This is a genomic window from Bradyrhizobium sp. CCGUVB4N (genome assembly GCF_024199945.1).
GTDB lineage: Bacteria > Pseudomonadota > Alphaproteobacteria > Rhizobiales > Xanthobacteraceae > Bradyrhizobium.
This window is the reverse complement of the sequence record NZ_JANADP010000001.1, coordinates 2,104,909-2,131,423: the sequence shown is the minus strand read 5'-3', so window position 1 is coordinate 2,131,423 and position 26,515 is coordinate 2,104,909. Positions and strand designations below refer to the sequence as shown.

Genomic DNA, 26,515 nt, shown 5'->3' with positions numbered 1-26,515 from the left:
GCGAGCATAGCGGACACAGAAACCATCAAAGTTCTCGAATCTTAGAAGAACATCGACGTGGACACCAACAAGTTCAACGCATGTCCCGTACGGGGGGTGTATGTGATGCTTGCCGGATTATTGATGTATGTCAGTCCCAAGCTTGAGTATATCCCGGGTGCCAGATGCGCCGTGTATGTTCCAGAAATCGCCGTACTGTCGCGATGCGCCAAATGGCCCTTGGCCAAGGCAGCATCCACTGCGATGTAGCTCCACGCAGTGTTGGTGGCAACAATAGCAATCTGATCGTGCGGCCGGCTATCAAACAGCCCCTTCGCATAAAGACGAAGCTCATAGTACTGACTGACCCGATTTAAGTCAGGCGGCGCGTACATGACGGAAATTCCCGCATAGATGCCACGAGCTGCCAAGCCTTGGGCATCAGCCTGCCATAGCTGCCTGTCCGCGGCGATGTAATAGATGCTATTGCCGCTGGTTCTCGGTTGAGTCGGATGCTGCAAGTCCGAGGAGCTGCTATTGTTGACTCCGGCACCAGCCCGCAACCAAGTCTCGGGCAAGCCTGGACCAGCCTTGTTCTTGTAGCCGGTTTCGTCGAGAAAGAGAACGCCCGCGTTGGTCGTGCTCCAGTTCAAGCCGGTCGGATTTTCAGCGATCTGCGCAGATTGGCCGTCTGGACTGAGTGAACGCTGTATTGAGGCTTTATTGTAGAAGCGATCATCAAAATTGTACTTCAAATTGAGAGCTGGCGTCGGGGCCGCGTTGTTGCTTATGCCTGCTTGGTACAAGATATTCGATGATGCTCCAAACACGTTGACTGCTGCGTTCCCTCCGACCACTGTGCCTACGAACTCATTTATGTTCCTGAGGTAACCGAATTTGAATTCGAGCTTCCCGTCGAAAGCGGTCTGATAGTAAGCAATCGTATTGATCCCTACTCTATCTGGCCCGCCAGGCTTCCATGTCCAATATTGCTGCTCGGCTCCCACAATGATCTGACCATCGGGAATCCCAAAGCGGCTGAGATCGTACGTCGCGATCACGAAGTTTAAGGTATTAAACGTCGGGTTCTGGCCGACATATAGCTGATCGCGGATGGGGCTTCTCGCTGCATTCGGCAATTGATTGACTACGAAGGTATTTACTGTCCCGCCGACATAGCCGATCCCGACCCCTCCCAGTGCAGATCTAACGCCGCCGCAATCCTGATCTATCGTATCGGCCGGCCCGGGAATATTGAGCCACATACCTTTTTCCTGGAGGTGCACGAACTTTGCAAGGGGGCCGGTCTTCTCCTGAGTTCCATTCTTCGCAGGCAGAGCCGCGCCGTCGGATGTTGGCGCAAGTAAAATCGTACTCTGTGCGGGCGCTGCGCTAGTGATGAGGCGCCCGGCTCGTTGCGACCGGCCGCTTCGGGATTTGATAGCCGCCAGCGTCTTCTCTTGAATTCTTTTCGGCGCAATCTCACTCGCAGTGTCGTTTTTGGAGTTAGACTCATTGGCAGTTTGTGCTCCCGCCCCGACCGCACTCGCGGCGAGAGACAGTGCAACAGCAACCCATCTCTGCGCGCTCGCTTCATGAAGCTTCTTCTTCAGCGCGTGAACCGCGCGACAAATCAACTGACGAGCCCGAAGCCACGAGACCTTTAACACGAGAGTGCACGACGAGCGCGCAAGACAGTTTACCCTCGGCTTCCATGAAGCGAGAGAGATTGCCTTAGAAGTCGACCCCATAGCTGCAGATGACGAGACAGCAGATTCATCAGGCCGCTTGCGGCCAGACCCATATCGCATCCCGACTTCCTTAACGTGAGCGGCACCACTTTTATTGACGCACGATTGCCATGTGCCCGCCAGTTACATCAATTGCCAAGGTTGGTAGGTGACCGGGAGCAAGGCGCTTCCTATCAATGCGCGTGCTCAATTTCCAACGGCCTGCGCGATCGATTGGATACTCGCTCTTTCCACGGCGTTCCGCGCGCCGAGAGGTGGATGTAACAGCCATTTCAGGACGTTGGCTCGTTTACAGACACTGAGACGCGAAAAGCACGCTCTTGGCGTCGTCGCCACGAAGTCGTCGGATCGTCTGCTGGAAGAGGTTGGCTTTCCCGCTCATAGCGCGCTTCGCAAAGACACGGGATCGACCACCGCGGAAACGCTTGCAGAGCGGCAACGCGGTGTTGTTGACCGCGCAGTAAGTTCGCGGGGATAGACGACACCCTCAGTCTGCTGAATAGCTATGGATTGGACGGCATTTTTGACTCGCCCAAGACGAACGGCGCGAGCTGACTCTGGTTCAGAAGGGACGGGGCTCGGCAGGTCTCGAGGCCAATACGCAGGAGAAAGCCGATCTCGAGACGCGCAGGAAACCTAAGGGGAGGGCATTCCTTCGAAAGCGCCCCTGTGGCGAAGCGACAAAGCCACGTTCCGCCTCTTGCGGTTCACTCATTTGCAGCTCTACTCAGCTCAAACAACCCGATGCAGCCTCTCCGGGAATCCAAGCCGCTCTTGGGTTAAGAGCTGGCACGATGGCTTTCAATGACACCATTGAATGCGATGGCGGACCGAGCTGCCGAATGCTGCATACAGGGATGGATGGCAATGGTAGAGGCTGCATCGCCGGACCGACGTCAATCCAGTTGACCGGCTAGACTAGGCAACCTTCACGGTCGGCTATTTTGCTGTCTTGATGCGCGTTACGCTGCTCTGACCATCGATGCTGACGGGTACCTCGCCCACGACGGTGGCGCGTCGAACGACCCGATGCTGATCGCCATAATCGTTCACCGCGTAGTGTTGTGTGGCGCGATTGTCCCACATCGCCACATCGCCTTCCTTCCAACTCCAGCGCACGGTGTTTTCGAGCGCAGTGATATGAGACTGAAACAGATCAAACAGCTTCTGGCCGTCGTATTTCGGGACGCCAATAAAACGTTGCACCAGGGCGCCGAGGAGTAGCGTGCGTTCGCCGGTCTCGGGGTGGACGCGCACAACTGGATGCTCAGTCTGATAGATCGTTTTTGTGAAGACTTCGTCCAAGTGCTTCTTGTCGAGCTCGCTGGCGCGGGGCATTATCGCGTAGTCGAAGGCGTTGCTGTGCACGGCCCAGAGCTTGTCCGCAAGCCGTTGCAGCGGCGGTACCAGGTCGAGGTAGGCTGTAACGGTGTTTGACCAAACCGTATCGCCACCGAACGGTGGCATCACGACGCCTCGCAGCACCGCGATCTTAGGGTAGCGGTCGACGAAGGTTCCATCGGTGTGCCATAGGTCGGCCCGGCTACCGGCGCGGACCGAGTCAAGCTCGACAATCGACGCCGTCCCCTTAATGGCACCGAGCGTCGGATGACATGCCGGACTTCCGAAACGAAGAGCAAAACGTTCCTGCTCGGCGTCATCGAGATGACCCTGGTCGCGAAAAAAGACCACCTTATTCTCGAGCAGCAGCTCGTTGATTGCGGCGATCGTCTGGTCCGGCAGATCGCCCGACAGCTTGATGTTTCGGATTTCCGCTCCGATGCGCGCTCCCCGTTTGACGATGTCGGCGCGAGGAATGACATTGTCCGACAAGTCCGTTGCACTCATAGCGGCACTCTCCAAATTCGCGCCTTGTTCGCCAGGCCAGCTATTCAGCTGCGATAGGAGCTGTCGAACGCCAGATTGCTGGACCGCATAGCGGGATCCGCCAAACTCCACGGTGACGGCGACGAGCCCCCTCGTGCACTCTTTACGGGGTCTGCGACAGGTGAGGTGTGGCCTACGTGACGGTCTTTCATCCATGATTGACCGATCTGCCGGTTCGATCAATTGCTAACATTGGTAGTTGACCGGGGCACAAGGGTTTACTTCGCTTGACGATCGATGCAGAAATTGCCGCCCGTGCCGAGCGAGCAAGAAACTCATGACGTTGGAGAAGGACATGAGAACGCTTGAGATCGGAAGGACAGGGCAGCCAAGCCTATCGACAACAATGGCCGTCAGGGGCGCTGGTCAACTTTGGCTTTGCACCCTATCGTCAAGCTGTTCGTTTGGAGTGACCTCCATTGTTGAGGCCGTATTCTCGGAAGCATGCCGCAGAAGAGGCGGTCCTCCTCCGAGGTTGACGCACCGCCTCGGTTGCGGATAAATCGATGACGTCGAGGTTCTCCAGGTCTCGCTCGATCTGGAGCTAAGAGGGAAGCCGGTGCACTCACGATCCATTCAGGATTGAAGTAATGCCGGCGCTGCCCCCGCAACTGTAAGCAGCGAGTCCGCATCCATACGTGTCACTGAAGCAGATGCTTCGGGAAGGCCGGATGCAGACGATGACCCGCGAGCCAGGAGACCTGCCCCGACAACATAAACGTCCACGGGCGGGGTGTCCGGTGGTACGCCAAGCAGCAGGCGCTTTCGCGGCCCTCCTGCCCGCGTCCGCCATGGCCTTTGCCCCCACCATCACCATAATGGGGTTAAAGCTATGTCTCTTCTCTCACTTCCTGCCGCAACTCTCGGCATGCCACGTATCGGGCCGCGCCGCGAACTCAAGTCGGCACTCGAAGGCTACTGGGCCGGCAAGATCAGCTGCCGGCAACTTCTTGAAGCGGCGGCCGGTCTTCGTGTCGCCAACTGGGCGCGTCAGCACTCGCTTGGCGTCACCGTCATCCCCTCAAATGACTTTTCACTCTATGATCAGGTTCTCGATACGAGCGTCATGGTGGGCGCCATTCCCGAGGCGTATGGCTGGAAGGTAGGTCCGGTCCCGCTGAAGACCTATTTCGCCATGGCGCGCGGCTCTCAAGGCGGGGAGCATGAAGCAAGTAGCAGTCACCCCCATGACGCCGGCGGGGTCGCCGCGCAGGAGATGACCAAGTGGTTCGATACCAACTACCATTACATGGTGCCCGAATTCCATAAAGGTCAGACCTTCAGGCTCTCCTCGCGAAAGCCGATCGAGGAATATGAGGAGGCCAAAGCCCTTGGCTATCAAACGCGTCCGGTTCTGGTAGGACCGGTCACCTTCCTGAAGCTCGGCAAGAGCGCTGATCTGGCGTTTGATCCGATCTCGCTGCTCGATAGTCTCCTGCCAGTCTATGTCGAGGTTCTCAAGGAACTGGCAGAACGCGGAGCCGAATGGGTCCAGCTTGACGAGCCGTGCCTGGTGCTTGATCTCGACGAGACCACGCGGAATGCGCTTCAGCGCGCTTATGGCTGTCTCGCCAAGGAGGTACCTGACATCAAGGTCATGCTGGCCACCTATTTCGGGGCGATCGGCGACAACCTCGCGACCGGTCTGGGCCTGCCTGTGGCTGGGCTGCATGTCGATCTTATCCGAGCTCCCCAACAATTGAGCCAGATTGAATGCGGCGCCCGCGCCGACCTCGTGGTTTCGCTCGGCGTCATCGATGGCCGCAACGTGTGGCGTTCTGACCTATCGGCACTGATCGAGCGGTTCAAACCCGTCATTGCAAAGTTCGGCAGGGATCGCGTGCAGCTCGCGCCCTCCTGCTCGCTCCTGCATGTCCCAATCGATCTTGAGCTCGAGACCGATCTCGATCCGGACGTGAAGAGCTGGCTTGCCTTCTCGGTGCAGAAGATCGGCGAGCTCACGATTCTCGCGAGGGCGCTCGCAGGCGAGGCGAGTGTCGCAGCCGCGCTGACCGCATCCGATCTTGCGGCGACGGCGCGCGAGACTTCCCCGAAGATCCACGACGCGATCGTTGCACAGAGAATGGCGACGATCGACGACGCCATGCGTCGCCGAACCAGCGCCTTTGCCAACCGCGCAGAGGTCCAGCGCAAGCGCTTTGGTCTGCCGGCCTTTCCGACGACGACGATCGGCTCGTTCCCGCAAACCGCCGACGTTCGCAACGCTCGCGCCGCTCATGCCAAGGGCAAACTGACGGACGCGCGATACGAGCAATTCCTCAAAGCGGAGACGGCCCGTACGGTGCAGTGGCAGGAAGACATCGGCCTCGACGTGCTCGTGCATGGCGAATTCGAGCGCAACGACATGGTGCAGTATTTCGGCGAGCAGCTCTCCGGCTTCGTGTTCACCCAATACGGCTGGGTGCAGTCCTACGGCTCGCGCTACGTTCGCCCGCCGGTTCTGTTCGGCGATGTCTCGCGACCGAAGCCCATGACTGTCGAATGGTGGCGCTACGCGCAATCGCTGACCAAAAAACCGATGAAAGCAATGATTACCGGACCGGTGACGATCCTGAACTGGTCATTCGTCCGCGATGACCTACCGCGCAGCGACACCTGCCGCCAGATCGCGCTTGCGATCCGCGACGAGGTCGGCGACCTCGAAAAGGCTGGCGCGACCATGATCCAGATCGACGAGGCCGCGCTACGCGAAGGCCTGCCGCTGCGCCGATCCGACTGGAAGGCCTATCTCGACTGGGCAGTGGAAAGCTTCCACATCTGCTCCTCCGGCGTTGCAGATGCGACGCAAATCCACACCCACATGTGCTATTCGGAGTTCAACGCCATCATCGATGCAATTGCCGCGATGGACGCAGATGTCATCTCGATCGAGACGTCGCGTTCGAAGATGGAGCTACTCGACGCGTTCACGGCCTTCAAATACCCCAACGACATCGGTCCCGGCGTCTATGACATCCACTCGCCGCGCGTTCCCGAAGCCACTGAGATCGGAGATCTCATCGCCTTGGCCCGCCAACGCCTGTCGGACTCGCAGCTCTGGATCAATCCTGATTGCGGCCTGAAGACCCGCAAATGGGAGGAAGTCCGCCCTGCGCTCATCAACATGGTCGCGGCGGCGCGCGAACTTCGCAGGGGGCCTTGATGCAAGTGCGAGCTCGGTAGTTAGGAGTTGCGGAGTGCCGATTCGTTTCTGGATCAAATGCCGGACCTCCGCGCAAATCACATTTCCGCCGAGCGAGCGGTCGCGCCCATTGCAGCCTCTCTGGGGTCGCCCGGCAGCGAGATGCGCGGGCCCGGCCGATTGCATCTGCCAGGAGCCCGGAGAGGACCGTTGCAGACGATGGGAGAAGCAGCAGCGATCTCCAATCGATCGTTCAGCAGAAGCTACGGCTGCGGCTAAACGATTGGTTGGAGGGGCCTCTACTCGGGCGGTCCGCTCAGAAAGGAACGTTATCACCATACGTAATCACCAGCCTAAGGCTGCGGGCAATGCCAGTGGCAACAACCAGAATGAATGCCATTGCGATCATACCGATATCAAAGGATCCCGTCGCATCCTTAAGAACGCCAACCATGTACGGGCCGACGAAGGCGCCAAAGGCACCAATGGAATTGATGAATGCGATGCCTCCGGCAGCAGCAGCGCCGGTAAGGAAGCTCTGCGGCATCGTGTAGAGGATCGTCCGCGCGGAGATCGTGCCGATCAGAACAAGCGTCATGCATGTGAGCGCCGACACGAGAGAGGTGAACATCACCGAAACGACAAGTCCGGTCGCGCCAAGCATCAATGCAGCGATCAGGTTGTAGATCCTGTACCCTTTACGATCGACATGGCGCGCCCAGAACAACATGCCTATCGTGACAAAGAGATAGGGCACCGCCGAGAGCCAACCGACCTGCGTGTTACTCAAGCCGTGGCTCTTCAACATCAGGGGGAGCCAGACGCCGATTCCATAAGAACCGATCGTGAATGCGAAAGTGATGCCCGTCAACATGAGCACGCGGACGTCCTTTATCGCGGCCCAGAGATCCTTCTTGACCTTCTTGTCCTTCTCCCTTGCGAGCTCGTTCAGCAACACATCACGCTCGGTGGGCGTCAGCCACGAGGCCTTGTCCGGCGTGTCGGCAAGCAGGACGAGGCATAGAACCCCGAGCAGGCAGGCCGGAAGGCCCTCGATCAAAAACATCCACTGCCAGCCGGCCAGCCTCCACACACCGTCCATTTCTAATAGCAAAGCCGAGACTGGATTGCCGATCAACGCGGACAGGGGTGTTGCAGCCATGAACCAGGCAAGAACGCCCGTTCGGTTTCGCGCCGGAAACCAAATTGAGATGTACCAAATGACGCCGGGGAAGAAGCCTGCTTCAAACACGCCCAGAAGGAAGCGGATCACGTAGAAACTGTATGGTCCAACGGCGAACGCCGTCGCCGCGGCTGCTAGGCCCCAGGTTATCATAATGCGGGCGAGCCAGCGGCGCGCGCCGAAACGATACATCATCATGTTGCTGGGGACTTCCAGCACGCAGTAACCAAAGAAGAGGATCCCCGCCCCCCAGCCGAATTGTGAGGCGCTCAAGCCAATGGCTTCGTTCATCTGCAACGCAGCGATACCGACGCTGGTCCGGTCAAGGTTGTTGAAGAGATAGGCAAGACCCAAAAGTGGCACCAGCCGCAGCGTGTTTTTGGCAACGGCGCTCGCGACCAGGTTAGAGCTCGCCTCATCGTTGGTATGACATTGGGCAGCAACGGAGACTATCACTCGTTCTGCTCCTACAAATTGTGCCGACGACACGCCTCCTTCGAGGACCGAAGCCGCGCGACGATACCAGGTTGACTCGAGAACCTTTGCCACAGGTGGCGATCGTCCATTTCAATGATCGACAACATTTTCCACGATTGACGCTCATGCTCAGGAGCTGTCGAGAGCCGGCCATCGGACCAACGCGTAATTTCGATTGGGAACTATCGACACCGGACTATTTGCGTGGCGCAAGCCCGAGCATTGTCCGCGCTTCCACCGCGGTGGCTGGCTCGTACCCGAGTTCTCGGATAATTCTTACCGTTCTCTCGACGAGCCGCACGTTAGTGGCAAGTATACCCGGTTCGAGATACAGATTGTCTTCGAGTCCGACGCGAACGTGGCCGCCGGCGAGCACCGCATGAGTTGTGGCCGGCAACTGAGCTCGACCGACCCCGCTAACGCAAAACATCGCTCCTTTTGGAAGATTCCCGATGAGCATATCGAGAATCTGCGGAGTGTACGGTAATCCCCCCTGGATTCCGCGATCGGCGCCAAGAACGAAATTGATCCAATAGGGCGGTTTGTCGAACCCTTTGTTGATGAGGCGTATCGGATCTTGGAGAAGATGAGAAAGTGAGAAACATTCCCATTCAGGCTTGATGCCCGTTTTTTGGAATCGTTTTGCCATGATGTCGCAGCGGGTGGGCGAGGTGTTAACGAAAATCTCGCGGCCACCAAAGCTGGCCAGAACGGTATGAGCGCCAAATGTCGCCATGTCAGCGCCGGCTTCGAAGCCTTGTAGACGCTGTTCGAATATAACCTCATCGAGCCCGGGCCCTATGGATCGCACCATATCTCCATCGATACCCCCGCCCGTGCTGTTATTGATCACGATACAGCACTTTGTCCGGATCCGTGAGTTGATGTCCTGGTAGATCTCCGAACTACAGGTCGCGCCATCGTCCTGCCTGCGCGCATGCAACGCCACAATAGATGCGCCCGCATCGTAGCACCTATACACATCCTCGGCGATCTCGCTGGGCTGGGTCGGAAGGTGCGGGTTTTTTGATTTTTTCACCACGCCTCCCGTTGGCGCAATCGTGACAATAATCTTGCGCTTAACGTTCATACTGCATCTCCTGACATCGATTGCTGAAGTCACTTATGGGCGGATCTGACCACTTCGCTCAAGAACGCTTTGACGCTAGACGCCCGGGCCGGAAGTAGCCTCTGCGGCAAGTTGAAGCCTCCAACGCCTGGCGTTCATCCCGGTCGTTTGAGCCGTTCTAGCTCGTTGCTCCAGACGAGAACAACGCCGCCGGCACCTTAAGGGGGGGAGGTCGCGAACTTTGCGCGTCGAGAGCGGCGCTTCGGGCGCGCGGCCCAACCGCTTGAGTGTCGGGCGCCGCGAACTGCCTCAGCGTGCCTTCTGCCTTCTGTGCCATGTGGTTTGCGAGGATCTGTGATCTTGTGGCAAACAGCGCCGTCCAGCTCGTGCCAACAGGTTGATGCCGACGACGGCGCCTTGCCGAAACTGGCTTGTTTACGGTCATTTCAATTCCTCGATGGGTTAAATTTCCGTATACGCGATTCCGGTGAAATTTCCCTGGGACCAAAGGAGATTGCGCTTGTTCTTTCCATCGAGATCGGCGGTATAGATCGAACCGGCGAGGTCCGTGATGAACATCTGGTTGCCGGCAACGTCGAGTGCGATGCCGATACCCTCCATCAGGTGCGTGATCAGGATCTCTGGCTCCGTCGTTATGTCGACTCGTGCGCGATTGACTGTGTTGCCGCGCGGGGGATCTCCGCGGTCGGTCCAATAGAGCACGCGGTTTGCCAGATCGAATTCAAGGTGAATCGGTTCCGGCAAGCCATTGAACAGCACCTCGATGTCGGAGCGGTTTGCCGGGTGTTCGCCCTTGGGGATGTCAAAGTCGGCGCGGAAGATCCGGCCCCGGCCGGCATTGTCAGGACCTTTTTGCGACCAGTAGATTTTGCGGCGCTCGGTGTCGATCGTGATGCCGATGCACCACCTGGTCGGGTCGCGCCGGTCCATGTCACCGCGGCCTGCCTCGATCAGCGTCTCTATCTCAGAGCCGTCGAGATTGCACCGCATAACCTGCATCCCTTCGCGGTCACACCAATAGAGCTTGCCGCCTTTCTGATCGATCTGGATCTGCTTCGGTGTGAACGTGACGCCGGGCGGAACGATGACTTTGCGAGCGCTTCCATCGATATTTGCACGCTCGATCGAACCATCATTGACGGCGACGCCGGACCCCATGTTGGTCCAATAGATGCGACTATTGCCGACATCGATGGCGATTCCGTCAGGAAGCTGACAATCGGCGACAATAACCTTTCTACCGGAACCATCCGGATTCATCGCTTGAATACGGTTGGTACTCACCTCGAGAAAGAATAGTCGTCGACGAACTGAGAAGTCCCGCTCGGGCGAGAGATCCGAGTTGGTCGCATCAGCGTCGGTCATGCCATTCTCCCTCCCATGTGCTTGAGGCGAGATAGCGTCAAAAGCAGCATGGCGATGTGAATCCAGCCCTCACTGATGAGTGAGGTCGCGCTTTCGACCTATCATTCGTTTGACACACTGAAAGCATCTCGCATTGGAATGCTCTACGGCAGACAATTCCGGCGGTGAAGCTTCACGGTGGCGGTAAGCCGTGGAGCAAGAGCTGGGCCAATTGCCAGACCATTGGATTTCGTTGAAGGACATAGCTGGGATCTATCGCCGGTAATCGCGCGGGCGCGCCTGCGGTCAGGACGAGCTGTCGTCGCCCGCTTCAAATCCTGCGAACACGAAATTGGCGCGAAAAGCTCTTTGGGGCAGTACGCAGCGGATGCGTTGGTTCAACTCCTGCAGTGCGATAAACGGCCTGAAAGGCTCAGAGCAAGAGATTAAGAAGCAACTTTATTAGGGGTTGGCGTCGCCTCTATCCGATCAGGTGACGATACTGCATAGAAATAACATTCAGTCTCCGGTCGAGGTAACGTCGAGGACGCCGCTCCAGGCATGCTGTGCCTTGTGCTGGTTTCATAAGTCCTTGGAAACGAAATGGGCGGCCGATCTATCATATTCACGAGACGTCACTTGCTTTTGCTAGTTTCGCTCGGAGACCATCGACGTCCCGATGATGCCTTCCAACGCCAATTGCGCGATCTCCGTCTCGGAAAGCCCGAGAAGTTCCGATAGGATCTCGCTGTTGTGCTCTCCGAGCGTTGGTGCCGCTGTACGGATCGCAAAGGGCAATGAGACGTCGCGGATCGGTATTGAGGGCTGTGGGTGCATGCCGATGAAGGCACGTTCGATATCCTGGAAAAATGCGCGCGACCTGAGATGTGGGTCCTCGAGCAGGTCAGTTGGCTGTCGGGCCACGCCGGCCGCAATTCGTTCCGCCTGCAACTCTGACATGGCCTGATCCGCATCGCGGGTAATCGTCCAAGCTTCGATGGCCCTCTCCATTTCGTCTTCAATGCCGGGGCGAGCTTCCGCAGATCTCAGCGAGGCGTCTATCGCCCAGTCTGACCGTCCAATGAGGATAGCAAGCCTTTGCCACATGTCCTCGTCGCTTGCGGCTACCATGACCCAGCTGTCCTCACCCGCGCAGCGGAAGCAGCCATGCGGCACGAACTGGGGATGTCGATTACCGTATCTTGGCGGAGGCATACCGCTGATCGAGTGAACAGTGATCCACGGTGCGGCAAACGGCATCATACATTCGATCTGGGCAAGGTCGATGAACTGTGCCAGCCCGGTATTGCGGGCGTGAAACAGCGCGACCAGAACTGCAGCACAACCGTTCAATCCACCCACGGCATCCCCAAAGGCGACGTGGCTCATCACTGGTGGTCCATCCATGTTTCCGACGACGTTCGGCAACCCAGAACCCTGCTCCAGGGTGGAGCCGTAGGCACGACAATCGCGATAGAGGCTTTTCGCACCAAACGCTGACATGGACAACATGACAAGTCGAGGATTGAGCGTTCGGAGCACATCGTAGCCAAGCCCGAGTTTCGGCAGCACATCAACAGAATAATTATCTACGACAACATCGGCCCTCACCAAGAGACGCTTGGCAAGAGCAAGGCCTTGGGGCTGTGTGAGGTCAAGCGTGATGCCGCGCTTGTTGCGGTTCATTATGCAGAAAGCTTGCGCCCTTTCGTACATCTGCGCGTCGACGTAAGCGGGCCGCCGGTCAACACCGCGCCACCAATCCGGGTACTGGGTGGATTCGATCTTGATGACGTCCGCACCAAGATCAGCCAGGGTACGCGTACACAACGGGCCAGCCCAGCCCATCGTGAAGTCAATGACGCGAACCCCACGCAAGGGCTGCCGGCCGGCACCGATGCTCCTGGGCGTCCACGACACAGCCAAAGATCGCTGCTTTCGGTTTTCGGCGAAAGGTTGCTGCTCGCCGGGCGCCGGAGCCTTGCCTCCGCGGCGCGGCGGCGTCAAGGTTAGCCGCTGCATCGACCCAGCGGTCCTGCCCTCTTCTTGACCAAGGGCGACAGGCACGATTGCGCCGCGCCCTCTTCTCGGTATCGAGGAGCAGATCGGACATGTCGGGCACCGGCACGATCGGGATTCTCCGCTTCAGTCCCTCTGCAAACCACTCCTGCGCTGTCCGAGCCTTCAGCTTCGGCACGAACTGTGGTTCGATCCGATCGATGTGCTTCAGACGCTCTTCGCCAAGGACCAGCGCCGGATTATCGCGCAAGCCGGACAGGCCGAGCATGTCACAGAATGCGCGCCACTGCGCCGGCGTAAATGTCGTCACGCCGAGCCAGCCTTTCTTGGTTTCGTAAATGCCGCCCGGGAACACCGGCCAGAAGCGGTTAATACCAATCCGATGCACGACCTCGCCGCGCGCAAACGCCTCGAACATGAGATATTCGCTGACAGCGATACTCGATTCGAAGATACTGACCGACCACGACGGCCCAGCTTCGCCCTCGATTTGCGCAACCGCCGAAGAAGCTGCGGCGATGAACCCCCACAGGCCACCGAGGATACCAGTCTGGAAATCCGGTGCGTGCAATGGTGGACCCTCGACCGGTCCAACCAGCTTGATGAGGCCGGCGAGCGCGCGGATCGTCGTATCGGTTGCGGCAAATCCTGCATAAGGACCCTCGCGGCCGAACCAGCTCGCTTGGAGGGAAATCAATCTGGACCGCCGTTGGCGGATCCCAGCGACGTCAATGGACGGGCAATCCGCCGGATCAATGTCCCTGCCGTCAATTAGACTGTCGCAATTCTCGATCATTGTAGTCAGCCGCGCGATCGCATTCGGGGCAGCGGGATCGATGATCGTGCTTGACTTATTAAAGTTCAGGAACGCGAACCAAGCGCTCTGGCCCATTGGAGTGAGCGGCGCGAAATAGCGAAGTGGATCGCCGGCCGGCGGCTCGATCTTCTGCACATCCGCGCCGAAGTCGGCGAACAATCGCGCGCAATAGCTAGTACCGTTCCACAGAGATGATGACGGATTTTTTTAGCGCAAAATCGGCAAGGCTTCCGGAGGGACGAGAAGTTGGATGCTTCGGGCAGCTCCGGGCACGCGTGTGATGAGCCCGGCTTTTTCCAAGGTCAGCACCATCTGGTGGACGGTGGGAGCGGTGACCTCGAAATGGCGACGCATGTCGGCTTCGGCCGGGGGCCGTTTGAAGATCCGGCTATAGGCGTAGATGAAGGCTAGGTACTGGCCTTGGGTCTGCGTAAAGCGGGGTCCGGCCGCCGCGGGGCTTTCGTCAAGTGTTTGACTCATTTCCGATTCATCCGCGCCTCGACGCTTAAGGAGGTGCAGTTGAATATAAAGTTTCGTGTCGACCTTAGCCAATCGGAACGTGATCAACTTGACGCTTTGTTGAGCGGGGGACGCCACGCGACGCGCAAAATAAAACGCGCGCAGATCCTCGTGGCGGCGAACGACGGCTTGAGCGACGAGGCAATCGCCGCAACCTTGAAGGTCTCAGGATCGACGATTTATCGGACCAAGCGCCGTTTCGTGGAGGCGAACCTTGAGGGTGCGCTCTCCGAGGAGCCGCGCCCTGGGGTAGCACGCAAATTATCGAGCAAGGAGGAGGCGCTCCTGGTGGCGACCGCCTGCTCAAAGCCGCCACCGGGACGGGCCCGCTGGACCCTTGAGCTGCTGGCCGATGAGATGGTCCGGCTCACCGACCATGAAGAGCTGTCTTCTGAGACCGTCCGTCGACGGCTGGCGGAGAACCATCTGAAGCCCTGGCGCAAAGACATGTGGTGCATCCCCAAGGTTGACGGGGAATACGTCGCTCGCATGGAGGATGTGCTCGACCTCTATGCCGAGGCGCCCGATCCCCAACGACCTGTGGTCTGCTCACATGGGGATTGAGTGTGTCAAGGTGGTTGGTCAGCTCTTTGTTCGATGGCAGGCCAGCTCTTCGTCCCGACCTTGGAGCTTTGGAGATGGGGCGCGCAGATCAAGTCAAGGCCGGCCCGTAGGGCCGCCGCGCAGCGGCTTGGCCTTGACTTGATCGAGCACGCCATCAGGCTGATGTGGTCGGGCGTAGGCAGGCCAGATAGCTCCTTTTTTCGATGGCGATCCAAGTCGAGCCCGGTTTTGGCAATCTGGTTTACTTGCCAGATCAAACTCACATTCGGTCGTCGCGCGAGGCAACTGCACCAACATTCCGCTTGCGGCGGGCAGGCTCGAGAGGACGAGACCATTCTTCGACGCGGCTTTTTGAAGCCATGCAGACCATCGGTTCGTCCACCCGGATCGGCCGAGGCTGATCGAACCTCGGCAGATTGGTTTTGAGTTTGCGGGGGAAAGCGCTTGTGTTAGGCGACGGACTTCATCACGGCTCCCTCAATCACGACGCCTGCGGTCACGTACTTCCACAGAGCCACGAGCAGCTTGCGCGCCAGCGCCACGATCGCACGCTTGCGGCCGCGCTGGCTGTGCGCCTTGAACCACTGCGCCAGAGCCGATTGTCCCTGGTGGCGCACCCAGAGCCAGGCGAGCTGGACCATGGTTGTGCGCAGCCGCGGATTGCCGGCCTTCGACACGCCCTGCTCGCGTTCGATACCGCCACTCCGCCATGGCGTGGCCGCAAGACCGGCATAGGCAGCAACCTGACGACGGTTGGCGAAGTGGCGGTAGAAGGCCTCCGACCAGAGAACCCCGGCGAAGTTGGCGCCCATTCCCTTCAAGGCGAGCAGCATTGTGACCGGGTCCGCTGCGCCCTTCTTCTCGCCGGCTGGCTTTCCCGCCTCGACCAGGAGAGCATCCTGCGCGGCCTCCACTGCCTTGATCTGGTCGAGCAGCAGTTCGAGCCGATCGAGTTCGCGACTGACCTGCGCTTTGAGATGCGGCAGCAGTGCGCGACCGTCCCCCGTACGCAGGGCCTCAAGGCGCGCCCGCCGGTCGCGCCGCAACGGCGCGTAATCAGATATCCCTTGCGCGAACAGAAGGCCTTTGATCCGGTTCACATGCTCGATCCGCTCAGCGATCAATGTCCGCCGCTCACGGCAAATCCGGCGGCGGTCCTCTTCTTCCGGAGAGGGAGCAACGACCATCGCGCAGACCCGCGGTTCGCCGCGCTTGTAGGCCAAAAGCGCCCGCAGCAGCGTCTCGCCATCCAGCCTGTCCGTCTTGGCCCGCCTGCGCCGGCGCGAAGTCGCGATCGAGGCCGGATCCACCACGTGGCTCTCGATGCCCTCCTGCTGCAGACTGCGGTGAAGCCAGAACCCATCCAGCCCCGCCTCCTGGATCGTAATGATCGGATAGCTCTCACCCGTTCGCGCCTGCGCCTTGCGCTTTAGCTCTGCGAACAGCTTCAAGAGTTCCGCAATATCGCCGGCCTTCACGCTGCGTTTGGACATTTTCTCGCTCTTGCCGGGCGATAGCGAGGTAACCAGCCAAGTCGAACGGCTCAGTTCCAACGACACAAAAATTGCGCCAAACTGCGTGCGGATAGCGGCCGGTCCGTCGGAATGATGATCGAGCAACATCGTCGTTCTCCAGGTTGAAGGGATTCAGCAACCTCAGTCTGGCCTCAGACCTAGTCGCTATCCACTCCCCATGGAATCTTCGACGAGAGTCCGACCCAACTCATCGGCGAGGTGCGCGAGCCCATTGCCGCCAAGCCGGGCCAGCTTGAGCGCTACGACTGCGAATATCGCCGCAACGGCACCGTCAATCTGTTCGTCTTCCTCGACGCCCACCGTCCCTGGCGCCGAGTCAAGGTCACCGACCGGCGCACCAACCAAGACTTCGCCGAGTGCATGCGCGAGTTGGTCGATATCGACTATCCCGACGCCCCGATCATCCGGGTGGTGATGGACAACCTCTCCACCCACTCAACCGGGGCGCTTTACGACGCCTTCCCCGCACCGGAGGCTCGCCGGGTGCTGAAGCGGCTTCAGTTCCACCACACCCCGAAACACGCCAGCTGGCTGAATATGGTGGAAATCGAAATCGGCGTCCTGCGCAGCCAATGCCTCGACCGCCGCATCGACGACAAGGAAACCATCCTCGCCGAGGTCGCCGCTTGGCAACAGCGGCGCAACGCCGAAGGCGCTCAAATCCAATGGATGTTCACTACCGAGAAGGCTCGCGAAAAACTCCACAAAGCCTATCCCGTCAAGGAGTCATAATCTCTGTGGAGCGGTACTAGTAACCGCCGCGCTGCCAATCTCGACGACCCGCAGATCTGATAATGCTCCCGTCACGGTGCCATTTTCCCAAGTAAAAACCACCATCAAGTGGAACTCTCGAATCTCGGGCCTGCTCGCGCCGGATTCGGCTTAATTTTGGAGCTAGTGCATGGCAAAGCCCTGATAGCCGCTTGCTGCGACTTCGTCGCATTCTTGTCGATAGCTGCCAACGCCGTCCGTGTAGGAGAGAACCCGACGCGGCTTCCCTTCGACGTTCGATCCCAAGTACCAGGAGTTAGTACCAGGAATTAGTCTTGGCGATTAACATCTCTTTGGCAGTCTCATCCTGATGTGCGACCCATTGATCTTCCACCTCTTTGGTCAGCTCGATCACGTTCAAGTTCTTGCCACGGAGGTGGCTGATGCATTCGATTATCCACTCGACCTTGGTCCGAACGTCTCTGCCGTCCATCGCGACCGCGGATGTCGATGCGGGTCAAAGCGCCCGTTCCTGCGTCGAACCCGGTCGCCAAGATGATGACGTCGAGCGGGTGAGTCATGCTGTCGGCCATCTGGATGCCTTCGGCCGCGATGCGCTCGATTGCGTTGGTCTTGACGCTAACAATTCCCACGTTGTGCCGATTGAATGCATCGAGGAAGTTCTGCTCCAAAGGGACTCGATGGGTACCGAATCCATATTCGGCTGGGATCAGCAGGTCGCACAGCTTAGAATCCCTTAGCCGCTCGGGCATTTGTTGATCGCGACCACCGATCGTTCGGCCGCTTCATTGAAATGAGCGCTCTGGACGGTCATGCCGAACTGAATGTCTTTGCGCAGATCAAGTTCGTCCGCTACGTAATTCAGCCAGCGCTCGATTTCCGGTTGGCTCAGACACTTTTCGCTCCGGCTCCATCCTTTGTAGAGACTTTCGGACAAAATGTACGGATAGACGTAGCCTTCTGAATCGACGCGCGCACCGGGATATCGGTTCCAATACCGCGTGCCGCCGACACCCAAGGCCGCATCGATCGCCCTGACGTGCGGCCCGAACTCTCGCAGGGGGTAGAGTTGATAAAGCTCGGCGACGCCGGCGCCGATGACCACGGCGTCGAATTTCGCTGTCGCATGCACGCCATTTCCACCACTGGCCCCGATCGTGGTCCGGTTCATTTCTCCTCCTGCGTGCTTTTGAGAGCTGGCGAGGAGAACAGCAAGTATCGTACCAGTACCCACAGGTCGCGCTAGTCAAGCGTAAAGACAACAAGTAGGCGTCCGCGATCAATTGCGATGCCTCACGTGCTTTGAAGCAGTTGCGACATACGTCAGAGGTGCGACAGCGCCGCCAACGCGAGTCGCAGCCTTTTCGATGAGTCGAGAAGACCGCTTGTATGTATCGAGAAGACCGCGCTCTAGAGCCGGATACATTTCGCTACACCGCGACAGCGGTTCGACCGCGAACCGGAATGCGACCGATAAGCGCACACAAGAGGTTGCGCGCCAACCAAATTCGGTGTTGGCCCCCTCTTGCACTGCCTCGAACGAGCGTCGCGACCCGTATCATCGCTAAGCATATCCAAAAGTACTCCGCAGACATCGATTGCCGAGCCTTGCGATTGTTAGTGAGAAGGAGTTAACGGTGCTCGCATGTGCAGCTTGTGATTTTCGGCGCTTGGCCGTCACTCCTACAACATCGTGCTGGACGCAAGAGTTTGCGAAAGGTCAACTACCATTACTAGCAATTGATCCAAATGACGAACGTGTGTCACTGATTGCTGGCCGAATGTCGGGCTAGAGCTTGCCGAGATCAGCAATAGCTCATCCACAGATACAAATCCTTCGAAGGACTTGCGGCAATGCAATCCTCTTCACTGACGTCACGCGATCATATCTCTGAAGCCGCCGCTGTCTACCCTCCCGATATCTCACAAATGATCAAGTGGCGCGACAGCTCGTATGCCGCGGATCTCTATATCGCCGCAGTCTCATGGCTTGACCTCTTTACTTACCTGGATGGTCACCCGGTCACCGAGGAGGAACTGCGACTCCATTTCTCTCTTCGGGAGCGGCCAACGCGGACCATGGTTCGACTCCTCGAATCGTGGGGCCTCATCTCCAACCAATCCGGCCGGCTGCACGCAACGGCCAGCGCCGTTCGATATCTGAGTGGCAATTCCGCAGACAACATCGCCTCGTATATTGCAACGATGAAGTATAAGCCTTCTGTTCGGGAACTTTATGAGATCCTACGACAGGATGGCTCGGAAACCTGGCACGTCGAGCGTGGCGTAACCAAGACTTGGGACGCATTGATGCAGACGGATGAGTTTGCCGATCTGAACACGCGAGGCATGGAGGAACGCGGACGGATCTTTGCTCCGCACCTCGCGACGCTGCTTGACTGCACGAACGATACTTCCTTGCTCGATGTTGGCGGTGGATCAGGCGTCTATTCTGCGCATTTATTGATGTGCAATTCCTCACTCTCGGCAACGATCTTCGAGCGTCCACCCGTTGATCAACTTGCAAGGAGCTGTCTCACTAACCGCAATTTGTACCCGGGTCGTGCCCATGTCATAGCTGGAGACATGTTCGTCGACCCCCTGCCCCGGGATGCCAGCCTGCACCTCTATTCGCACGTCCTTCACAATTGGGGACCTGACAAGGTCCAACTGCTCCTGAGCAAGTCTTTCGACAGCATGACTTGCGGCGGTCGCATAGCAATTTACAGCTGCCACCCTGACGACCGCGGAGGCCGCCCGTCTCCAGCTGCCGAAGCAGAATACTCCGTGCTGCTTACGACGGGGTACGAGGGCTGCTGTTACTCCTTCGAGGACATGCGGGCCATGCTCGAGAGCACAGGCTTCCAAGAGATCGACTACCACAAATCCATCTGCAATCGCAGCCTCATCGTCGCGAAAAAGATCGCCTGACGCTTTTGACACTACTGCTTTGGGGAGCGACTTACTCCGCCGCTCCTTTCTTGAATCGCGCGAGCACGACATGTCCATTCCGACCCGCGTTCTGCTGTCGAAGATCCGCGCCGCTGGGTACAGCATTTTTTCTGGGGTACCGTGTTCCAACTTTGGCGATCTATTTGACCAAGTGGCTGACTCTCCTGGATTCCTGACCGTGCCTGCCGCCAATGAAGGCAGCGCAATTGCACTAGCTGCTGGCGCGGTTCTCTCAGGACAGCGAGGCGTCGTTGCGCTTCAAAACTCTGGGCTCGGCAACATCATCAACCCGCTGACATCTCTGTTGATGGTCAACAAAATTCCGCTCTTGCTCCTCTTGTCCGTTCGCGGCCACCCCGACGAATCTGTCGACGAGCCACAACACGCGATCATGGGTGCCAAGACAAAGACTCTTCTGAACGAGCTCTCCATTGAGTGGTGTGACTTCGATGGGACCGAGTCCGGCTTGGATCACGCGCTCGCGCGCGGCAACGATGAATTTCATCGCGCTTCCCCGTTTGCATTGCTCTTCCGGCGAGGCCAGCTATCCGACTGCAGCGCGGCTGAACTACGAGCTGATGCAATCCACTACGGGCTTAGTGTCGGGCAAGCCATACAGTTGATTTGCCAGCAGCTCCAAAATGACACTCTCATTGTCTCTACGACCGGGTTCATCTCGCGTGAGCTGTTCCGTGTCCAAGATCGTCCCCTGAATTTCTACATGCAGGGCTCCCTTGGGCATTGCAGTGCGGTCGCGGCAGGGCTCGCGCTGGCCACGCCTGGCCGCCCCGTCCTGGCATTGGATGGAGACGGTGGCGCGCTCATGCACATGGGGATTCTATCGACTATTGGCTATGCCAGCCCCCAAAATCTCATGCATGTGGTGCTGGACAACGAAGGCTATGTTTCAACTGGCGGTCAGCTCTCGACATCACGAACGACGTCTCTTGAAGTTATCGCCTCCGCCTGCGGGTATCGAACGGCGACCCGCTGTGAGCGAGCCGAGCATATCGCGACTATCATGCGGCAATGCGCTCAGCATAAGGGGCCCCACTTCGTAGTTTGCAAAGTCAACCGCCTCCATCCCCCTCAGCTTCCCCGCGTCACGAGTCGATATTCTCCCCTACAGAACAAAACTACCTTTCAGCGTTGTGCCAGCATTCGCCGTAACGAGCCCGAGACCGCCCGGAAAACGGGACGGGCGTCGTAGCTCTATGGTCGGGCGTATGCTGATTTTCATCGCTCTGTTTCGAGGATGAACCGGGTTGTTATGGGCTAGCAAGCTACTTCGGAACAACGCAAGATCTGTCTCGGATCTTAAATAGGCGCAACCAATCGAGTTATGGCATGCACGATAACGATCAAGACTACCATCCAATGCTCATCGCGGGCGCGCCTGCCCACTCGGACGCGACCATCGAGGTCCGCAATCCATTCACGGGAATGCTTGTTGGCAGCGTCCCGCAGGCTAGACCGGGACATGCACGCCAAGCATTTGAGATAGCTGCGCGGACTGATCTTCGGCTCACGCGCCGCGAACGAACGGATATCCTCCTGGGGACAGCAAGCGCCGTTAGAAGAGATCAAGACCGGTTTGCTCGGCTTATCACGGCAGAAACCGGCCTCTGCCTGAAGGACTCCTTGCATGAAACCGGGCGTGCATGCGATGTTTGGTCATTTGCTGCCCACACCTTGATCCAGAGCGAGGGCGAGATTTATCCATCTGACATTGGCGTGACACCCCATGATCGGCGCATTTTTTCCATGCGCACACCGCTCACCGGTGCGATTTCCGCTATCACGCCGTTTAACCATCCTCTCAATCTCGTCAGTCATAAACTCGCTCCCGCCATTGCGACGAACAACCGCGTGGTCCTGAAGCCCTCTGAGCGGGCGCCGTTGACTGCTCTAGCGCTTGGCAGGATTCTGTACGAGCAAGGCCTTCCGGAGGGTATGCTTTCGATCGTGACTGGAGCCCCCCACGGCTTGGGAGATGCGATGTTCACCGATCCCAATGCAGAGCTGGTGACATTTACCGGCTCCGTTCGCGCTGGGCATCATATTGCGGAACGGGCCGGTTACCGGAAGCTCATCTTGGAGCTCGGTGGGAACGATCCGATCATTGTGCTCGAAGATGCCGATGTCGATCGGGCGGCCCATCTAGCTGTTCAAGGAGCGATCAAGAATTCGGGTCAACGATGTACATCCGTCAAGCGGGCACTCGTCGTTGATTCTATTGCCGACGAATTTGCCGAGCGGGCGTTCCATCACATGCGGAAGCTCTCGACCGGCGATCCGAGCGATCCATCGGTTGACCTCGGCACCGTCATCAATCAAGAGGCGGCCAAACTGATTGCTCGGCGCGTTAGCGATGCCGTCGATGCTGGTGCTACTCTATTGCTCGGAAGCCCACCTGACGGCGCATCTTATCCGCCCACCCTGTTGGACTATGTCTCACCAAGATGCGAACTGGTCATTGAAGAAACATTCGGACCTGTGCTGCCGATCATCCGTTGTCCGAACGATGTTGATCAGATCATATCGATCGCTAACGCAACCAAGTTCGGACTTTCTGCCGGAGTCTGCTCCAACCGGCTCGATCATGTGACGAAGCTCATCGACGGTCTCGCCGTTGGCTGCGTCAACGTATGGGAAGTTCCCGGATATCGCACCGAATTGACCCCGTTCGGGGGAATCAAGCAGTCCGGACTCGGGCACAAGGAGGGCGTGCTGGAAGCAATGCGTAGCTTCACGCAGTTGAAGACCTACTCGCTTCCATGGCCGGTCTAGGCCAAATGCTTTTTGGCTGGCGCCGAAGGCGGAGGAATCGTCCTATTGCATCCTTATCATAACAATCGACAGGGGGGACGGTAGCGCTTGATGATTTCGGAACGGAATTTTCGTCGCTGACCTATTTGCTAGAATTGCCTTATTCCCACATTGAAATCGATCAGTCCTTTATACGCGACATGCTGACACGGCCGGATAGCGCGGCTGTCGTAAAATCAATGATCTCACTGGCGCACGATCTACACATTGGCGTGGTCGCAGAAGGCGTCGAAATCACCAAGCAGCTCTTTGCGCCAAACCAGCTGTGATGAAATCCAAGCATATCTCATCGGCCGACCGGTATCAGCCGACCGCATCTTCGCCCTACTCGATCAAGATAGGCAATGATCGACGCCTGCTGCTTGAAACACCGTGGGCAAACCAAGTGACCATCATGCCAACGGAATGAATTCCGAGATAAGCACGTGACCAACTTGCGATATCACCCTACGACATCGAAGGCCGGAGCGACATCCATGAAACCAACGACAGCCGGCTGAGATCTCCGGCGAGCGCGGTCGTACTCCTCGCGCGTCGATGCTCACCATCCAAGGGCGTATTCCAACAGGCCCCGTCGTGTAGCAACTACCTCGAACGATGTTCCTTCAGTCCGCGCAAGGCGGCTGCGATAGGACTTCTAATCTGTCTCGGCATGGCGATTACTTCGTTGATTCTCTATAGACATCTGAACCGTTTCAAAGAATGACTCTACGCACCGTAAGCGTCTTTTATCCGATGTCGTGACGATATACGTTTTGAAATCACTGCAGAATTCATCGACAGATTTGTACACGAGCTCCTCTGCTGGAAAAACGCTGTCTTGAAGAAGAATACCTACCCCGATTCCGTGCAGAACCGCTTCCTTTAGAACGGGATAAGTCGCCATCTTAATAACATTCGGCATATTTATACTCTTCTCAAGACACGCCTTTTCCACTTCTCGTAGTGTTAGAGAACCATCCTCGGTTAGAATGATCCTTTCTTGTGCAAGTTCAGCCAGACTGAGTGTCGGTCTGCAGGCGAGCCGATGCTCGCGCCGCACGAGCGCCATAAGCCGAGTTTTGCTTAGCTCCACGTGGAATAGGCTGGCAAGGTCATCAGGTTCGGTGATGATAGCAATGTCGACATCACGCGCTTCAAGTCGCTGCTTAGCAAGCTCCCAGGGCACCAGTGAAAACGTAATCCTCACTGTCGGAAAACGCCGGTTGAATTCGGAAATAATCGGCATCGCCGGACAAGGCGCGTTCGCGATCACCGTTAGATGGCCGGCGGATAGATCACTGTAGGCATTGATCTTCTCCGCGACCAGTTGCTCTAGAACCCGAACGCGATCAGTTAGCGCGAACAGTTCCTGAGCGGGCTTTGTAGGTACGAGCCCGGTGCGATGCCGAATGAAGAGTGTCGTCCCCATATGTTGCTCGAGCTTGGCAAGATGCTGGGTGACGGCCGACTGGGTGACACCGAGGACGGTTGCAGCTTCAGAAACGCTTCTCCGCCTGAAGACCTCTGTAAAAGCAGCAGTCTGATGAGAACTGATTTTCATGCTGTTGAAGCCTGCTCATCCCATTGTGGTGGATTCGCATTCCCAAGCGGGGTCAAGGGCTTTTCGCGCATCGTCCGTTGTCTCTGGCAGAACCAAAAACCGTTGGGCGGATCAACCTCCACGTTGGCATCGCCAGTGCGGGCACAATCGATGAGGACACCCAAAGGTGGAATCAGTGCCACATGAACAGCGGATAAAGGTGCGGATCTTCGGCCTCTTGCTTCCGGATTCATTCTCTACCCACGGATTCGTCTGGGCCGACGGTCAAAACAACGTATTCCCGGCTCCCAGAAGGTTCTCATAACCCTTCCTCAATCGAGCTCTGCTTCTGCATCACGAATCGACGAAACAACTTTCCGAGATGTTGCCTCAGGTCGCCGCACAGTTTTCTTGTGGTACTCGGGAATGAACATCACACGGTATACGAAAAGTCAAACTTCTGCTGCTTCTCCAAGCAGAGCTTGGAGCCTTGTTCGCTAGTCTCAGGTCTAGGCAAGCCAAAGAACCTCAGCTTCGCAGCAACGCCTCTGCGCGAGAGAAACATCTCAAAGAGATAGTGCCAACTGCAAACACTTTGAAACGGAACGTACCGACAATTAAAGCTGCTCGTTGAATTTTCTTACCGGGAACGGTGGCACGGTCCGGGATAATTGACTGCGATCAACAGGCTCGTCGCGCAGGATAAAGGCGGCAGTGGCAATACTGAGCCGATTTGGAAGCCAGCTTATTCAATAGAAGCAGTACTTCTTCTATTAGCAAGGCTAATATCAAGACATTTACGCGTCAACAACACTTGCTACGCCTCTTCTCCGGAAGCAGACGACAAGCCGCTATGCGCTCTCGGCTCGCAAACAGGGAGCGCATCGCTCACGCCCAATGAAATCATCAGTGAAGGAGGTGCTCCTCGCGCCGCAGAAGCGCTGATAGAGGGCCGTCGGCCGAGTTCGCCAAAATTTACAGGAGAGACGAATGAAAGTAAGCACCGATCGAATCCTTACGACGCATGTCGGCAGCTTGCCGCGGCCGCCCCTATTGGAGGAAATGCTGCTGGCGAAAGAAAAGGGGGGACTGGGCGCTGATCGCGGTCCCTTGCTGGCGGCCAGCATCAGTTCAGCGGTCGCCGACATCGTAAAAAAGCAGGCGAATCTTGACCTAACGGTTGTCGATGATGGCGAGATGAGCAAATATGCCTATTCGACCTATGCGCGCGAGCGTATGACAGGCTTGACGGGCATTGATCAGCCGCTTGCCTTGTCCGAACTGGCCGAATTCTCGAATTTCGCAAAGCGGGTCAATCTCGATATCAAGACTCCCGCTTGCGTGGGGCCTCTCGAGTACCAGGGAGAGGCGGCGGTGGCGACGGATATCGCCAATCTCAAGGCGGCACTCAACACGGTTTCTGTCGAGGAAGCGTTCATGAACGCCTCGTCTCCGGGGATCATGGCACACTACATGCCCAACAAATATTATCCATCGCAGGAAGCCTACCTCTATGCGCTAGGCGATGCGATAAAGCATGAATACGATGCCGTCGCTGCATCAGGCTTGCTCCTGCAGATTGATTGTCCGGATCTGGCGCTCGGCCGCCATTTTCGGGCCAAACCAATGGATGTGGCGGAGTTCCGCAAGGAAATCGCTCTTCACGTCGAAGTGCTCAATCATTCTCTGCGCGACATTCCCGCCGATCGGATGCGCCTGCATCTATGCTGGGGCAATTATGAGTCGCCGCACCACCACGACATCGATCTCCACGAGATCTTCGACATCATCATCAAGGCGCGGCCAATGGCGCTTCTGCTGGAGGCGGCGAATCCGCGCCACTCGCATGAATGGAGCCTGTTCAAGGAAACGCGACTTCCCGATGATAAGGTTATCGTGCCAGGCGTTATCGATACCTGCACGAACTACATTGAGCATCCCGAAGTCGTCGCTCAGCGCATCGAGCAATACGCCAATCTGGTCGGCCGCGAGCGCGTAATCGCTGGAACGGACTGCGGCTTCGCGAGCTTTGCGACCTTTCACACCGTCGACCCGGACATTGCCTGGCGCAAACTCGAGTCGCTTGTGCAAGGCGCCGAGATTGCATCCCGCCGGCTCTGGAACGCGAACTCAACGCGCTCCAGGCAAGCCATTGCCTCGTGAAGGCGCAAAG

General features: G+C 57.7%; 17 protein-coding genes, 3 pseudogenes and 1 riboswitch. Of the genes and pseudogenes, 9 read left to right on the top strand and 11 right to left on the bottom strand.

The window, feature by feature from the left end:
- Nucleotides 1-41: 41 nt before the first annotated feature.
- Entirely contained in the window at nucleotides 42-1,649 is a 1,608-nt protein-coding gene (locus tag NLM31_RS09555) for a carbohydrate porin (protein ID WP_254192109.1), read from the bottom strand.
- 1,020 nt (nucleotides 1,650-2,669) lie between these two features.
- Nucleotides 2,670-3,578 carry a TauD/TfdA family dioxygenase gene (locus NLM31_RS09550; RefSeq protein WP_254128930.1) on the bottom strand — a complete coding sequence of 303 codons (909 nt, stop codon included), beginning with the start codon at nucleotides 3,576-3,578 and terminating at the stop codon, nucleotides 2,670-2,672.
- Nucleotides 3,579-4,115: 537 nt separating this feature from the next.
- A riboswitch (cobalamin riboswitch) is annotated at nucleotides 4,116-4,341 on the top strand.
- A 108-nt stretch (nucleotides 4,342-4,449) separates the two neighbouring features.
- Here NLM31_RS09550 and metE point away from each other — a divergent pair.
- A complete protein-coding gene (gene metE / locus NLM31_RS09545) occupies nucleotides 4,450-6,780 on the top strand; it encodes a 5-methyltetrahydropteroyltriglutamate--homocysteine S-methyltransferase (protein WP_254192108.1) in 2,331 nt (776 codons plus the stop codon).
- Nucleotides 6,781-7,075: 295 nt separating this feature from the next.
- Here the strand turns inward: metE and NLM31_RS09540 are convergent, their stop codons facing one another.
- The 6 genes from NLM31_RS09540 to NLM31_RS09515 form a co-directional block, all read right to left on the bottom strand.
- Nucleotides 7,076-8,398: an MFS transporter gene (locus NLM31_RS09540; protein WP_254128928.1), complete on the bottom strand. Its 1,323-nt coding sequence runs from the start codon at nucleotides 8,396-8,398 to the stop codon at nucleotides 7,076-7,078.
- 217 nt (nucleotides 8,399-8,615) lie between these two features.
- Complete coding sequence (locus tag NLM31_RS09535; RefSeq protein WP_254128927.1) at nucleotides 8,616-9,509, bottom strand: 3-keto-5-aminohexanoate cleavage protein; 894 nt, start codon at nucleotides 9,507-9,509, stop codon at nucleotides 8,616-8,618.
- A gap of 441 nt (nucleotides 9,510-9,950) precedes the next feature.
- Entirely contained in the window at nucleotides 9,951-10,874 is a 924-nt protein-coding gene (locus NLM31_RS09530; RefSeq protein WP_254128926.1) for a 3-hydroxyacyl-CoA dehydrogenase, read from the bottom strand.
- A 627-nt stretch (nucleotides 10,875-11,501) separates the two neighbouring features.
- Nucleotides 11,502-12,701: a CaiB/BaiF CoA-transferase family protein gene (locus NLM31_RS09525; protein WP_254192107.1), complete on the bottom strand. Its 1,200-nt coding sequence runs from the start codon at nucleotides 12,699-12,701 to the stop codon at nucleotides 11,502-11,504.
- Nucleotides 12,702-12,708: 7 nt separating this feature from the next.
- A complete protein-coding gene (locus NLM31_RS09520) occupies nucleotides 12,709-13,848 on the bottom strand; it encodes a CoA transferase (RefSeq protein WP_254192106.1) in 1,140 nt (379 codons plus the stop codon).
- A 48-nt stretch (nucleotides 13,849-13,896) separates the two neighbouring features.
- Complete coding sequence (locus NLM31_RS09515; RefSeq protein WP_254192105.1) at nucleotides 13,897-14,169, bottom strand: LexA family transcriptional regulator; 273 nt, start codon at nucleotides 14,167-14,169, stop codon at nucleotides 13,897-13,899.
- A gap of 39 nt (nucleotides 14,170-14,208) precedes the next feature.
- On the opposite strand from NLM31_RS09515, the pseudogene NLM31_RS09510 reads away from it, so the two are divergent.
- Nucleotides 14,209-14,757: pseudogene (locus NLM31_RS09510) on the top strand (IS630 family transposase); the annotation flags it as partial.
- Nucleotides 14,758-15,221: 464 nt separating this feature from the next.
- On the opposite strand, the gene NLM31_RS09505 reads toward NLM31_RS09510, so the two are convergent.
- Nucleotides 15,222-16,394, bottom strand: coding sequence for an IS110 family transposase (locus NLM31_RS09505; protein WP_254191892.1), 1,173 nt, complete (start codon nucleotides 16,392-16,394; stop codon nucleotides 15,222-15,224).
- A 78-nt stretch (nucleotides 16,395-16,472) separates the two neighbouring features.
- Here NLM31_RS09505 and NLM31_RS09500 point away from each other — a divergent pair.
- Nucleotides 16,473-17,039 (top strand): annotated as a pseudogene (locus NLM31_RS09500) (IS630 family transposase); the annotation flags it as partial.
- Nucleotides 17,040-17,461: 422 nt separating this feature from the next.
- Complete coding sequence (locus tag NLM31_RS43400) at nucleotides 17,462-17,779, top strand: hypothetical protein (RefSeq protein WP_375143550.1); 318 nt, start codon at nucleotides 17,462-17,464, stop codon at nucleotides 17,777-17,779.
- Here the strand turns inward: NLM31_RS43400 and NLM31_RS43395 are convergent.
- Nucleotides 17,776-18,210: a hypothetical protein gene (locus NLM31_RS43395; protein ID WP_375167480.1), complete on the bottom strand. Its 435-nt coding sequence runs from the start codon at nucleotides 18,208-18,210 to the stop codon at nucleotides 17,776-17,778. The two genes, NLM31_RS43400 and NLM31_RS43395, sit on opposite strands and share 4 nt — an antisense overlap.
- 683 nt (nucleotides 18,211-18,893) lie before the next feature.
- Here NLM31_RS43395 and NLM31_RS09490 point away from each other — a divergent pair.
- The 4 genes and pseudogenes from NLM31_RS09490 to NLM31_RS09475 form a co-directional block, all read left to right on the top strand.
- Complete coding sequence (locus NLM31_RS09490) at nucleotides 18,894-19,970, top strand: methyltransferase (protein WP_254128925.1); 1,077 nt, start codon at nucleotides 18,894-18,896, stop codon at nucleotides 19,968-19,970.
- Between the two features lie 70 nt (nucleotides 19,971-20,040).
- Nucleotides 20,041-21,201, top strand: coding sequence for a phosphonopyruvate decarboxylase (gene aepY, locus NLM31_RS09485; RefSeq protein ID WP_254128924.1), 1,161 nt, complete (start codon nucleotides 20,041-20,043; stop codon nucleotides 21,199-21,201).
- Between the two features lie 137 nt (nucleotides 21,202-21,338).
- The gene (phnY, locus tag NLM31_RS09480; protein ID WP_254128923.1) at nucleotides 21,339-22,781 is read left to right on the top strand and encodes a phosphonoacetaldehyde dehydrogenase; all 1,443 of its coding nucleotides are present in this window, start codon (nucleotides 21,339-21,341) and stop codon (nucleotides 22,779-22,781) included.
- A 71-nt stretch (nucleotides 22,782-22,852) separates the two neighbouring features.
- Nucleotides 22,853-23,168 (top strand): annotated as a pseudogene (locus NLM31_RS09475) (EAL domain-containing protein); the annotation flags it as partial.
- Between the two features lie 289 nt (nucleotides 23,169-23,457).
- Here the strand turns inward: NLM31_RS09475 and NLM31_RS09470 are convergent.
- Nucleotides 23,458-24,363, bottom strand: coding sequence for a LysR family transcriptional regulator (locus NLM31_RS09470; RefSeq protein ID WP_254128922.1), 906 nt, complete (start codon nucleotides 24,361-24,363; stop codon nucleotides 23,458-23,460).
- 969 nt (nucleotides 24,364-25,332) lie between these two features.
- On the opposite strand from NLM31_RS09470, the gene NLM31_RS09465 reads away from it, so the two are divergent.
- On the top strand, nucleotides 25,333-26,505 hold the full coding sequence (locus tag NLM31_RS09465; RefSeq protein ID WP_254128921.1) for a cobalamin-independent methionine synthase II family protein: 1,173 nt from the start codon (nucleotides 25,333-25,335) through the stop codon (nucleotides 26,503-26,505).
- Nucleotides 26,506-26,515 lie beyond the last annotated feature (10 nt).

What these genes read in the sequence shown, in the direction of transcription:
- NLM31_RS09550 (WP_254128930.1), bottom strand. Translation starts at nt 3,578, where the DNA reads ATGAGTGCAACGGACTTGTCGGACAATGTCATTCCTCGCGCCGACATC.
- metE (WP_254192108.1), top strand. Translation starts at nt 4,450, where the DNA reads ATGTCTCTTCTCTCACTTCCTGCCGCAACTCTCGGCATGCCACGTATC.
- NLM31_RS09535 (WP_254128927.1), bottom strand. Translation starts at nt 9,509, where the DNA reads ATGAACGTTAAGCGCAAGATTATTGTCACGATTGCGCCAACGGGAGGC.
- NLM31_RS09530 (WP_254128926.1), bottom strand. Translation starts at nt 10,874, where the DNA reads ATGACCGACGCTGATGCGACCAACTCGGATCTCTCGCCCGAGCGGGAC.
- NLM31_RS09525 (WP_254192107.1), bottom strand. Translation starts at nt 12,701, where the DNA reads ATGGGCTGGGCTGGCCCGTTGTGTACGCGTACCCTGGCTGATCTTGGT.
- NLM31_RS09515 (WP_254192105.1), bottom strand. Translation starts at nt 14,169, where the DNA reads ATGAGTCAAACACTTGACGAAAGCCCCGCGGCGGCCGGACCCCGCTTT.
- NLM31_RS09505 (WP_254191892.1), bottom strand. Translation starts at nt 16,394, where the DNA reads ATGTTGCTCGATCATCATTCCGACGGACCGGCCGCTATCCGCACGCAG.
- NLM31_RS43400 (WP_375143550.1), top strand. Translation starts at nt 17,462, where the DNA reads ATGCATTCGATTATCCACTCGACCTTGGTCCGAACGTCTCTGCCGTCC.
- NLM31_RS43395 (WP_375167480.1), bottom strand. Translation starts at nt 18,210, where the DNA reads ATGAACCGGACCACGATCGGGGCCAGTGGTGGAAATGGCGTGCATGCG.
- NLM31_RS09490 (WP_254128925.1), top strand. Translation starts at nt 18,894, where the DNA reads ATGCAATCCTCTTCACTGACGTCACGCGATCATATCTCTGAAGCCGCC.
- aepY (WP_254128924.1), top strand. Translation starts at nt 20,041, where the DNA reads ATGTCCATTCCGACCCGCGTTCTGCTGTCGAAGATCCGCGCCGCTGGG.
- phnY (WP_254128923.1), top strand. Translation starts at nt 21,339, where the DNA reads ATGCACGATAACGATCAAGACTACCATCCAATGCTCATCGCGGGCGCG.
- NLM31_RS09470 (WP_254128922.1), bottom strand. Translation starts at nt 24,363, where the DNA reads ATGAAAATCAGTTCTCATCAGACTGCTGCTTTTACAGAGGTCTTCAGG.
- NLM31_RS09465 (WP_254128921.1), top strand. Translation starts at nt 25,333, where the DNA reads ATGAAAGTAAGCACCGATCGAATCCTTACGACGCATGTCGGCAGCTTG.